Source organism: Roseibium sp. JB4-4 (genome assembly GCF_055693425.1).
Window position 1 is genome coordinate 4708291 of record NZ_CM146333.1, and the last position, 11879, is coordinate 4720169.

Annotated in this window: 11 protein-coding genes; all 11 read right to left on the reverse strand. The window is 56.0% G+C overall.

Translation table 11 applies throughout. From position 1 onward, the window contains the following. Window positions 1–190: 190 nt before the first annotated feature. On the reverse strand, window positions 191–580 hold the full coding sequence (locus ACZ1HV_RS22115) for a nuclear transport factor 2 family protein (RefSeq protein WP_472716321.1): 390 nt from the start codon (window positions 578–580) through the stop codon (window positions 191–193). 213 nt (window positions 581–793) lie between these two features. Beyond that, a complete protein-coding gene (locus ACZ1HV_RS22120; protein ID WP_472716322.1) occupies window positions 794–2644 on the reverse strand; it encodes a caspase family protein in 1851 nt (616 codons plus the stop codon). A 264-nt stretch (window positions 2645–2908) separates the two neighbouring features. Further along, window positions 2909–3658, reverse strand: coding sequence for a mandelate racemase/muconate lactonizing enzyme family protein (locus ACZ1HV_RS22125; protein ID WP_472716323.1), 750 nt, complete (start codon window positions 3656–3658; stop codon window positions 2909–2911). Then, window positions 3655–4074 (reverse strand): enolase-like domain-containing protein, encoded by a 420-nt coding sequence (locus tag ACZ1HV_RS22130; protein ID WP_472716324.1) that lies wholly within the window; start codon window positions 4072–4074, stop codon window positions 3655–3657. Before ACZ1HV_RS22130 ends, ACZ1HV_RS22125 begins: the two co-directional genes overlap by 4 nt. Then, window positions 4071–5516 carry an NAD-dependent succinate-semialdehyde dehydrogenase gene (locus ACZ1HV_RS22135; RefSeq protein ID WP_472716325.1) on the reverse strand — a complete coding sequence of 482 codons (1446 nt, stop codon included), beginning with the start codon at window positions 5514–5516 and terminating at the stop codon, window positions 4071–4073. Before ACZ1HV_RS22135 ends, ACZ1HV_RS22130 begins: the two co-directional genes overlap by 4 nt. A gap of 8 nt (window positions 5517–5524) precedes the next feature. After that, the gene (locus ACZ1HV_RS22140) at window positions 5525–7144 is read right to left on the reverse strand and encodes a GMC family oxidoreductase (RefSeq protein WP_472716326.1); all 1620 of its coding nucleotides are present in this window, start codon (window positions 7142–7144) and stop codon (window positions 5525–5527) included. A gap of 17 nt (window positions 7145–7161) precedes the next feature. Then, window positions 7162–7611: a hypothetical protein gene (locus ACZ1HV_RS22145; RefSeq protein ID WP_472716327.1), complete on the reverse strand. Its 450-nt coding sequence runs from the start codon at window positions 7609–7611 to the stop codon at window positions 7162–7164. Between the two features lie 9 nt (window positions 7612–7620). Further along, a complete protein-coding gene (locus tag ACZ1HV_RS22150; RefSeq protein WP_472716328.1) occupies window positions 7621–8844 on the reverse strand; it encodes a sugar ABC transporter permease in 1224 nt (407 codons plus the stop codon). Beyond that, window positions 8834–9652: an ATP-binding cassette domain-containing protein gene (locus ACZ1HV_RS22155; protein ID WP_472716329.1), complete on the reverse strand. Its 819-nt coding sequence runs from the start codon at window positions 9650–9652 to the stop codon at window positions 8834–8836. Before ACZ1HV_RS22155 ends, ACZ1HV_RS22150 begins: the two co-directional genes overlap by 11 nt. An 11-nt stretch (window positions 9653–9663) precedes the next feature. Next, a complete protein-coding gene (locus ACZ1HV_RS22160; protein WP_298961536.1) occupies window positions 9664–10725 on the reverse strand; it encodes an ABC transporter substrate-binding protein in 1062 nt (353 codons plus the stop codon). Between the two features lie 183 nt (window positions 10726–10908). Then, a complete protein-coding gene (locus tag ACZ1HV_RS22165; protein WP_472716330.1) occupies window positions 10909–11652 on the reverse strand; it encodes a FadR/GntR family transcriptional regulator in 744 nt (247 codons plus the stop codon). Between the last annotated feature and the right edge of the window lie 227 nt (window positions 11653–11879).

Here is an 11879-nt window from a genome sequence, read left to right on the forward strand (position 1 = left end):
CTAGAGCCAACGCCTCAGATTGCTGATCTTTGTCCCAGCCGCGCAAGCCGAAAAATTGAGGGGGCGGCTGGCGCTTTTTGGTTCGACAAGTTCAACTCCCGTCTGCGACGAGTAGCGGATCTTCAGACAGCGCGGAGTTGTGGTGTTGTTTTCCGCTGCTTCCATCTGCGAATGCAAACTATTGGCGCAGCTATTTTGACAGAGCCGCTGCCGCGGTGTCGTGGTACTCGTGCAGCTCTACGATGCAGCCGTCCTTCACCGTCCAGAACAGGGCCAGTTCGGTTTCCCGCGAAACTCCGGTATGGCGACTGGTGATTGTGAGACTGATCTGAGTTGCAGCACGTTCGCCTGAGACGATGATATCTGTCAGGCGATAGTCGTCGATACTCCAGTCTGACTGAATCCGGCCAATCGCTTCCCAGAATGCTGCCTTGCCCCCGCAATCTGCACAGTAAGGTGCAGTTTCCGCATTGGCATGGATGCGATAGTGAATGTCGTCATGCAACAGCGCGGATATGGCCTCGACATCCGCGCGGTTATACGACTGAATGGCGTTACGAACGACCTCTTCGGTAGTCATGAGCGCTTTCCTCCGAACGATTAAACGACCATCAGCCAGACTTTTGGCAATCCTCGCCTCGCGTTTGCGCCGTCTTTATGGTTTGGTTGTAGGAGATCATATTGCGCGCCTTCGTTAAACGAAGCAAGGTTTTCAACCTCACGTTTAGTAAGGGTATGTGGCGACCGCGACGGTCTCGCTCGAAAAGGTCCGGATATCCACTCGCTTCTCGGACTATTGGTTGGCGTATTGAAACACTGCCATCAGCGACCCTTCGCCGATGACACCATCGACCGCGCCGTAATAGACGCCTGCTTTCTTCAATCGGTTTTGGACTTCTTTTCTGAAGCTTGCAGGGTAGGTTTTGTTCTTTTCAGGATCAACAAACCAGAATTCAGCCTCGATTTGTCCGCCTTCACGGATGGCCTTCATCGTCCAGTCGACAGCGGTCGCAGTTGTCTCGCTTTCAAATGTTCCGTCGAGATAGAACTCGGCGAGAGAACGCATTGCCAGCTGGTCTCCTTGCGCCGCAGCGTTCATAAGGAGATCCAGCGCGAACTCGGGATTTTTGTCGCCGCCCTGACCTGTTGCGAGTAAATCCGCCAGGTTGACCATCGCCAGTGTTTGATCGGCATTGGTGTCGGCAAGCGCGACCTGAAACCAGTAGCGGGCACGAAAGTGATCCTGGCGAACGCCTTCACCGTGCTTGTAGGCGGTGGCAACTGAAAAGGCCGCACTGGCGTTGCCGCCTTCCGCAGCTTGCCGAAACCACTCGAATGACACCGCGTCGTCGTATTCAACCTGACGATCTTCAAGATAGATATGCCCGAGCATTTCCATCGCGTGGGTATTCCCGAGAACAGCTGCCTTTTCCAAAAGGCGCATGGTTTCGCCCGCGCGCCATTCAACCCCTTTGCCAAGGTCGTAGGCGACTGCAAGTTCAACCATGGCATCGGTATTGCCAAGTTCGGCGGACTGCCGAAATTGCTTGGCTGCTGCTGTCTCGTCGCCAGAACGATCGAGTGCACGACCGTAAATCAGCTGAAGGATATCTGAATTTGGAAACTGGGCGACAGCATCGGAACACGCATTTACCGTTGTCGACAGTTCGCCGTCATAGCCATTTTCTTCCTGCAGCAAGCAGTCCTGGACATGCCTTGCTTGGGAGCTCCGGGCTTGACTGTTCTCGCGCTCTGAAAGTTCAATTTTGCTTTCCGGTGCAGTTTTGATGAGCGCCAAAGCTTCTTTGGTGAATTCACCATTGGGATAGCGTTTCAGATAGATCCTGATCAGGTCCGGATCGTTGGCGTCTTTGACGGCATCCCAAAGCGCGGTTTCCTTGGCGGCAGATGTAAGCGCTCGGTTTCCCTGATAGTTGAAGGAAAAGTCGCCTGTCAGCGACGAGTTGCTCCAGGGAACCTGCGCGTTCTGAGTTGAATCCATCACGCGCTTTCTCACGCGTCTCATCATCCGCGCGACATCTAGATTTGGCGTCGAAATGTGATGCAAAAGTGCTTCTGAAAAAGGGCTGTTCAAACCCGCACCATCTCTCGCTACGCTTCCTGGCTCCGTTGAAAAGGCAACCAGTGTGTCAGAGCCGGCTTCCAGTGGTGCCAAGCCCAGGTCAGTTTCAACAATCTGAGCGTCTACGGAGCGGTTTGCACCGGGCATGAACCGGTTGTCTCGGCAAGCATCAATTAGGACAATCTTTGTCTTGGTCTGCTGATCCATTTCTTTCAGGACCAAATTCAAGGCAACGAGTTCAGTGTCTATTGCATTGGCTTTCTCAAGCTTCACATCCGTTGGCAGAAGGTAATTCTGTCCGGAAATCTGCATTCCATGCCCGGCATAATAGAACAGGCCAACGTCCGACCCCTTGAGCGCGTTCGAGAAGCGCTTGAGCGTCAACAGGAAGTCCTGGTGAGTGAGGTCTTGCCCATAAATCACTTCAAATCCGAGTTCGTTCAAAACAGCACCGATATTCGTCGCATCCCGGACAGGGTTGGGCAGCCTGCCAACCGATGAATAATTCGAATTTCCAACGACCAGTGCGACCCGCTGTGCTGCGCTGGCTTGCGAAATCAAAAACGCGCAAAACAAAGAAGAAAAAAGACGGTTTTAAGAATAACAAGAACGGAATGCATTGATGCTGCCCAACCGAAATAAAACTTAGCAAGTCGTCACCCTATCACAGCACGCTTTTTCAGACAGCAAGCGGGGGTCGACAACCAAATTCGACAGGAAAGTTTTTGCCTTCACCGACTGGATAACGGTTGGCCACCTGGGCTGAGCCGGTGCCGATACGTCCCGAATATTTGACCTTTTAGGTTGATTTTTAAGACGATACCTTTAGTCGACTTCATATTTGGCAATGAAATCGCGGTCCGGTTCCACGCCGAGACCCGGGCGGTCGGGGATCGTCACAAATCCACCACTCGCACAGACCTCTTCCTGTATGCGCAATGGCTCTACCAGCAACTCGTCCCGGAACTTGTTATCGGTCGTGTCGAACTCGAGCATCGGTTCCCATGGGTTCAGACCTCCCGGAAGTGGCGGCATAGCCGCGAGAAGCTGAAGGTTGACGGCAACGGCAATGGCCGAACCCCAGACATGGTTGATGACGGGGGTGAAGTGGGCGTGGCAAAGGGTCAGAACGCGCAGATATTCGCTGACGCCGCCCATTGCGCACACCTCCGGCTGGGCTATGTCCAATCCCCGGTTTTCCAGGATTTGGCGCCAGCCCCATCGATTGAATTCAGCTTCACCGCCGGAAATGTTGACCTTCAGTCCGGCCCGCAGCTCCCGGTAACCGTCCAGATCCTCGGGAGCGACAGGCTCCTCGAACCAATAGGCTCCCAGTTCATCCAGGGCTCTGCCGACATAAAACGCGTCGGATGTTGTGTAGCAGTGATTGGCATCGACCATGAATTTGCCACGGCCATCGACGCCTCTGGCAACTGCCTCGCAGAGCCGAACGTCTTCCTTCGGGCCAAGACCGGATTTCATCTTTGCCGCGACAAATCCCTTGTCCATGATCTCAGCTGCTTCGGCCCTGAAACGTGCCACGTGCTCATCGACGCTCTCGCGTTTGAGCATCATGCCATAGCCATAGACCTGGACCTGCCTTCGATGAGCCCCCCGATCAGTTTGTGCAATGGAAGTCCTGCCACTTTGCCGGCGATATCCCAAAGGGCGATATCAACACCGGAGAGCGCTTGAAGGGGCATGCCCTTCTGGCCGTGATCCCGCAAAAGATTATAGACCTTGTGCCAGATGACATCCCGATCGAGCGCGTCGTCGCCGAGGATCATCGGTTGAATGACCTTTTCAACGATCCCCTTGTTTGCAAGGGCGACATTGCCCGGTCCGAAACACTCGCCCCAACCGGTAATGCCCGCATCCGTTTCCACTTCAACGAGGTGGGCACTGCGTTTGGCATAGAATTGTTGAGAGTAACCGAGTTCTTCCGGCAAATCGTATTGCAGAACGTGGCTGGTGACGCGGGTGATTTTCATGCTGCACCTCTCTCAAGCGCGCGCGTGACCCGTTTCAGAACGAGGTAATCATTCAGCGCCAAACCGGAGCAGTCATGGCCAATGCCCGATTGGCCAATACCGCCATGTGGCAGATCGATATCGTATTTCACGCCATTGATCTGTATCTCGCCGTAGCGCAAACCAGCGGCATATCGTTCCGCCTTTGCCAGATCTTGCGTGAAAATATAGGCCGTCAGGCCGCCATCGTCGCAGTCGTTGGCAGTTTCCAAGAGGCCGTCTTCGCTGTGAAACGGGATCAGACTGACGATCGGCCCGAAGGTTTCCTGGCGATAGACATCCATCGTCTCGCGCACATTTGCCAGCACCGTCGGAGCCAGGAAATGGCCTCGGCTCAGTTCTGCCGGCCGGTCGCCACCGGCAAGCAGGTCTGCTCCGTCTGAAACGGCATCGTCGATGAGTTTCTTGATCCGTTTCCAGGCTTTCGCATTGACCAGGGGACCCGTTGTGATGTCTGCATCGCGGTCCCATCCGGTCTTGGCCTTTTGTGCTCGTTCAACAACTTTCTCCGTGAATTCTTCAAGAACGGTGGCTTCGACGAACACCCTGTTCGGTGAGACACAAATCTGTCCTGCATTGCTGAACTTGACGCCGCATATAATGTCTGCCGCCTTTTCCAGATCCGCATCGGCAAACACAAGGACCGGTGCATTTCCGCCAAGCTCCATGGAATAACGTTTGATCGTCGTTGCGCCGGTTCGCATGATGTGACGCCCGGTCGCGGTCGAGCCGATCAACGTGATGACTGCCGGGATTGGAGACGCTGAAAGGGCATCGGCAGCTTCATAACTGTCTGTTGCCAGGATCTGTACCACCCCGGCCGGAAGCCCAATTCCGGCACAAAGTTCACCAACCGCATAGGCGGATATCGGCGTATCGTTTGAGGGGCGGATAATGATTGGACAACCGGCTGCCATCGCAGGTCCGATCTTGAAAGCAAGGTTGAGCAGCGGAAAGTTCCAGGCAAGGAAAGCGACGGCAACACCCGCAGCTTCGTGAACCATCGTATGCGTGTGGGTGCCTGCACGATCTGCAAGGCCGTAGTCGTGAAAGCGGACAATTTCTTCGGAATAGAACTGGAGAGAGTTCTTGAGACTGTCGAAGTCTTCCTGGGTGCTCGCCCAGGATTTTCCGAGCTCATGGTGGATGCAGGTTCGTAGATAATCTTCGTGCTGGATGACTTCATTGCGTAGTTTTGCCATCCATTGCTGGCGTTCGAAGATGGATGTTCTCGACCATGAAGGAAAAGCGTTTCGAGCGTTTTCGAGTGCGCGCTGCACATCTTCACGCCCGGCAGCGGCTACAGTGGCGACTGGTTCCTCCGTCGCAGGATTGGCGACTTCAATAGTGCCATGCCCTTCAACCAGAGCACCACCCAGATACATTTTGCTCGGGAAATTCATATGCGGCCTCAATCGAAAAGCGTTGCGATGTTGGTTTTGATCCTGTCGCCTATGTAAAGCGCCAAAGCCTGGATCGTTGAGGTTGGGTTGACCGCGCCAGCGGTCACGAAAATGGACCCGTCGACAATGAAGAGGTTCTTCACATCGTGGCAGCGGCCCCAGGCGTTAACGACCGATCTGTTCGGATCATCACCCATGCGGCACGTGCCCATCTGATGCCAGCCAGCGCGCCACCAGACGCTGTCGTCGCCCTTTGACAGGACCTGTTTGGCTCCGGCCGCCAGGAGAAGCTCCCTGGCCTTGGCTTCTCCGTGTCGAAGCATTTTCCGCGTGTTGTCGCCAAGCGTGTAGGTGATCTTCGGTGCTGGAATGCCATCGCTGTCGGTCAGGTCCGGATCCAGGCTGACACAATTTGTTTCTTCGGGGAGATCCTCGGAAACGACAGTCAAACCGGCCATATAGGGATAGACATTGTCCATGATCTCCCTGTGTTCAGCGCCCCAGGGGATCGGGTTGTCGATCCCGTAGCCCCCAAGAGCGAACGTCATCGGGGTCGTTGAACGGCCTGAATGCAATCCGTAACCCCGGACAAATTCACGAGAGGGGTCCGTTTCATAGAATTCCTGCGAGAGGATCGAGCAAGCCATTGGACCTTCGTGCCCGCGCATTGGCTCATCGAAGACACCGGCTACACCTGTCAGTGGATGAAACATCAGGTTTTTGCCGACCAGACCGGATCTGTTGGCCACGCCTTCCGGGAACAGTTTTGACTTTGAATTCAGCAACAGTCTTGGCGTTCCGACGCCATTGCAAGCGACAACGACAAGCTCTGCCTTTTGCTCAAGAAGCTTGCCATCGGCATCGTGATAAAGAACTCCTGTCGCAAAGCCGGTCTCCTGATCGACCACTATTTCACGGACACGGGAATTGGTTCTGAGTTCAACGCCTGCATTTTCCAGTATCGGCCAATAGGTGAAATTGGTGCCCCCCTTGGCACCTGCAGCGCAGCCCAGATCGCACGTTCCCGCATTCACGCATTTTTGCCGACCGTCCCTGTCCTTGCTCAGTATGGCAACGTCCGAGGGCCACCAGTGCCAGCCCAGTTTGTTGAAGCCTCTCGCGAGGGTTTGACCGAGACGTCCGATCGGGATCGGCGGGAGTGGCGGGGAATAGTCGGGATATCCCGGATTGCCACCCAGCCCCGAGACGCCCGTGTTCTCATCGTTCAAATTGTAAAACGGCTCGAGAGTGGCGTAGTCCACCGGCCAATCTTCCGCGACACCGTCCAATGTCCTTGTTCTGAAGTCCGATGGTTTCATCCTCGGCCAATGGCCCAGGAAATTGATGGTCGACCCACCGACGCCATTCCAGTTCACAGGTGTGATGCAGCTGTCTTCTGAGTTTATCGGATAGTCCTGCTTCAGCTTCCTGACATTCGGATCGCATGAAAATGCGCCATAGCGGGCAAGCTCATAGTCTTCCCTACGGCTCGGAAAATCCTTGTCCTGCAAATGATCACCTTGTTCCAGGCAAAGAATGCGCATCCTGGTTTCCAGAAGGGACCATGCGATCGCAGCTCCCGAGGCTCCAGCACCGATTATCAGGACGTCGACAGGATGGTTGGTCATCTTTTCTTCCCAGTGCCTCAAGCCAGCCGGTAGGCGGTGCCGCGGGCACGTACCGGGGTTGTCAATTCATCCATCAGAGCGTCGCTTTCCGGTTCCACGGGATATCCATCCGGGTGCACCGGGTGAGCGCCGACACCAAGCATCGGGCGGATATCCGCCCGGCTGTAATAGGCGGTGTATGTGAGGCGAACGAGTTCGGTGAAATCGGCCGGGTAGGCTGCTTCAACCTCCTTGAGAACATCAACCCGCAGGTCCGATGAAAGGTTTTGGAAGTCGGGCGATTTCAGTGAGATTGCCTCCAGAAGCCGGATCACTGCTCCTGGAGACCGGTTTGAATAGGCAGTTGCCGTGAGGACACCATCGGCAACTGCCTTCACACCGGCAGACGGCATGCGCCGTGCACCGCCGGCCGGAATGATTTCGTCGAGAACTTTCAGGAGGAGCGTCTGAGTTTCTGCGGTCGACATTGGCACCTCCTATCGCTGTCCGTTGCCTGCCGGGCGTGACAGCGCGTCAATCGCCACGGCAAGAAGAAGAATGGCGCCCGAGAACATCAATTTGTCTGCTGCACTCGCTCCAGATAGGTCCAGACCATTGCCCAAAGACCCGATAACAAGTGCTCCAAGGATTGCGTTCCAGACAGAACCGCGACCGCCAAACAGAGACGTGCCGCCGATGACTGCCGCACCAATGCTTTCCAGCAAAAGGGAACCGCCGGCGAAAGCGGTATAAGATACGGACCCGTAGCGGGATGCTCCGAATATGCCGCCGATTGCAGCCAGAAGGCCAACAATCCCGAAGGCTGCCACCCCGATGCGTTTGACGTTCATGCCGACACGTCGCGCGCTTTCCGCATTGCCGCCGACAGCGAAGATCGATCTGCCGAAGGGTGTGGATGTCGTGACCCAGCCGACAATTGCGGTAACACCTGTCAGGAGAATGATCAGGAGTGGGACCGATCTGTAGGCGTTCATCGTCAGGACCGCAGCAAAGACGATGATCGCAAAGAACGCTACCTGTCCCCAAAGTGTGGTGGCGGTGTCGAGTTCCAACCCGCGGAGCTTCCGCTCCGCCTGACGGCGCAGAGCCAGTGCAGCGATTGCAACAACAAGAAGGGTTGCAAGCAGGAGGCCCCAGATATCGGGAACCAGTATGCGTGCGATTGCCCGAACGAAGGGATCGCCTATGTTGAGGTTCCCCGTTGGCAGGATCTTCTGCATCAGCCCCTGGTAGCCGAGCAAGCCGGCCAGTGTGACGACAAAGGAAGGTATGCCGACATAGGCGATCAGTAACCCCTGCGCGGCCCCCATAGCGACGCCGACGGCCATGACAATCAGGCAAGCCGTCCAGCCGGGGATGCCGGCGAGCACAAGAACGCCAAGAAGCGCAGCGCAGACACCGGCCGTGGCCGCGGTGGAGAGGTCTATTTCCCCCAGAAGCAGGACAACGGTTATTCCGACCGCCAATGTCGCGATCACTGCTGACTGCATGAACAGATTGTAGATATTGCGCGGTGAGAGAAAGATGAAGCGGATACTGGTGGCATCCTGATCGCCCCAGAATTCCCACAAGGGGAGTGCTATCCCGAAATAGAGCCAGATCGCCGCCAGTGCGAGAAGGACTGGCACGAACGAACCCAGGCGTGTTTCGCGCAGTCGTCGCAAACGTTCTACCGGAGAAAATGAAGAGTTAGGCTGCATTGTTCGCCCCGTTGTCCAGTCCGGCGGTCATGGCAACAACGATTTCGTCTGCGGTCGTCTCGGATGTTTTCCAGGTTGCGACATTGGCTCCGTGACGCAGGATGCAGATCCGGTCGGATACCTCGAAGATGTCGCGCATATTGTGGGAGATGTAGACAACGGCGTGGTCGGTGTCGCGGAGCCGCTTGACGACATCCAGAACCTGTCGCGTCTGAGCGACACCCAGAGCCGCAGTCGGCTCGTCCAGCATCACGACACTGCACTCGGCACCGACGGCCCTGGCAATGGCAATCGCCTGGCGCTGTCCACCCGAGAGGCCACCCACCTTGGCGCGTACGGACTTGAGGGTTCGTACCTGAAGCCGGTCTATGGCGGTCTGGGCGCGAACTTCCATCTCAAGATCATCGAGAGGACGCAAGATGCGCGGTAGAAACTGCCAGCCGGATTTCACCGGTTCAGCTCCAAGCGAGAGATTGGCCGCGACATCAAGATTCTCGCAAAGGGCCAGATCCTGATAAACAATCTGAATGCCAAGTGCACCGGCGTCATGAGGATTGCTGATCGCGACCGGCTTTTCATCGATGAAGAAGTCACCTTCATCCGACGTGAGTGCTCCGGCCAGAATTTTCATGAGCGTCGACTTGCCGGCGCCATTGTCGCCGACCAGTGCCATAACCTCACCGCGTGCAACCTCGAAGTCGACGCCTTTGAGTGCGTGAACACCGCCAAAGCGTTTTTCGATACCTGCAACGCGCAAGTGAGGTGGCGGGGCCGCCGGCCCCACCTGCTTGTTGTTTTCCAAAGACATGGATTGCCCGGTTACTTACAGAAATCGGTTGCCGCGGCTTCGCCCTGGCAGACCATTTCCTTTGTGATCGATGGATCGTTTTCGATGACGTAGGCGACACCCTCAGCACCAATGGCGGAATAGGAGCCAACGGGAACGTAGGCGACCTCGGCCCCAACACCGTTCTTGACTTTTTGTGGAGCCAGGTCGGAAAAGTCCTCGCCCTTGATAAGCCTGACAGTCACCTTGGCCGCCGCGTTTGCCATATCGGCAAGCGGACGCCAGCCACATTGTGTCTGCTTGCCGAGGAGCATCAGCTGCTGGGCCTGCACCGTGCAATCCAACCCGGACACCGGCATTGTTCCGGCCATGCCCTGTTCTTCCAGGGCCGCAATGGCAGCGCCGGCGTTTCCGTCATTTGAAGAGACAACACCCTGAACATTGTTGTTGAGCTGGGTCAGTGCCTGGTCCATGGAGCGCCTGGCAATTGCCGGGTCCCAACCCTGTGTCCAGTTTTCGTAGCCCATGACCCGTTTGCCGCTCTCGAACAGGGGCGTAAGGGCGCGCAGTTGCCCATTGTGAATGACTGCAGCGTTCGGATCTGTCGGAGAGCCTTTGAGCAGCACCAGCGTGTCGCCATCCTTGGTATTCTCAATGACATGGCTGGCTTGATCGAAGCCCATCGCCTCCAAATCCGCCTGCACCCAAAAAGAGGTGTTTGCCGAATTGATCATTCGGTCATAGGCAATGGTTGGAACGTCCTCTTCCGCAGCCATATCCGCAATGACAGCGGAGCTTTCGCCGTCAATGGGAATGACCACAAGCACCTTTGCACCTTGCGTGAGGGCTTGTTCGGCCTGGCGTTGCTGGACGGACGTGTCATTGTTGGCATTGAAGACTTCCACCCGAATGTCCGGGGCGATTTCCTTCATCGTGGAGACGAAAGCCGCCGCGTCCTGCTGTTCCCAGCGGGGATTTACGTTTTCCGGCAACAACAAGCCAACCATATCTTCCGCGGCTGCTGCCCCGGCTCCCAAAAGTGTGGCCAATGCTGTGCCCGTTATCAATAAGCCTTTCATAGTGCTTGGAAACATCCTATCCTCCTCGTCGATGTTTCAGCGCTTTCAGCGCCGGATCTTCTGGTGGAATTCCTTCGATTAAGCGATCGATCCGGCGGGGCGAGTATGGTTCCAAACAAGCTCGAACCGCCGGCCACTAGCCTGTCCACCAACAGGCGCGAAGTTCTGCAACTGCCCCTCCAGGCAGGTGGGTATTGCCTATTTTCCGCTTGTGCCTGACATGATGTGAGCAAGGCGTTCGCGGGTGTCCTCCAAATGTTCCTTCATGGCAGCTTCAGCCGCCTGGGCGTCTTGCGCTTCAATGGCGGCAAGCACTTTTTGATGAAGGGGGACGGAACGCTTGTTGTCCCGCGGGTCAGCGTTTGTCAGTCGGATAGAGCTCAAAAGCGCTGAAAAGATCACGCCTTCCATTGCCATCAGGACTTCATTGTTTGCTGCACGAAGCACCGCACGGTGAAACAGAGCGTCTGCCACCACGTAGTCCTGGATCTCCGAAGCACTTTCCATCTTTTGTTGCGCGGCACGGATTTCGTCGATTTGCGCCTTGGTTGCCGAATTCGCTGCCCAAGCGGCTGCGCTCGGTTCGAAAACCTGACGAACGTCCAGTAGCTGGTTCAAGAAGCTGGGCCTTGGTTCAACACTGAGATGCCAGGCCAGGACATCGTCATCCAGGAGGTTCCAGCTGGCGCGCCGCCGGACCCGCGTGCCGCTGCCGCGCTTCACCTCAAGAAGCCCCTTTGCAACAAGAAGCTTGACCGCTTCGCGAACCACAGATTTTGAAACGCCAAAACGCTCGCAGAGCTTGTTCTCGTCGTCGATCAGGTCGCCTTCACGAACGACACCTCCAACGATGCGTCTGCCCAATTCGCGGCAGACCTGTGTTGAAAGCGACGGAACAACACCTGCGGTGTCTTTGAGATCATAGTAGAGCAGTTCAGACATGAGATGATATTAAACATCTGATGTTTTGATTGTCCAGATGTTTTTCGAGCGCTTTCGACTGAAGCGTGATTGGGTCGCGAAACGACTGGACCAATTGCGACATGACGCTGAAGGCGAAGATGGTCCATGGCGGCCAAGCTGTTCTAAGCCGTCTGACGCTGTCCGGTTTTGGCCATGGACGTTTTTTGCTGTCCGCCGATTGCTGCCGAGACCAAACCAAAATGCGC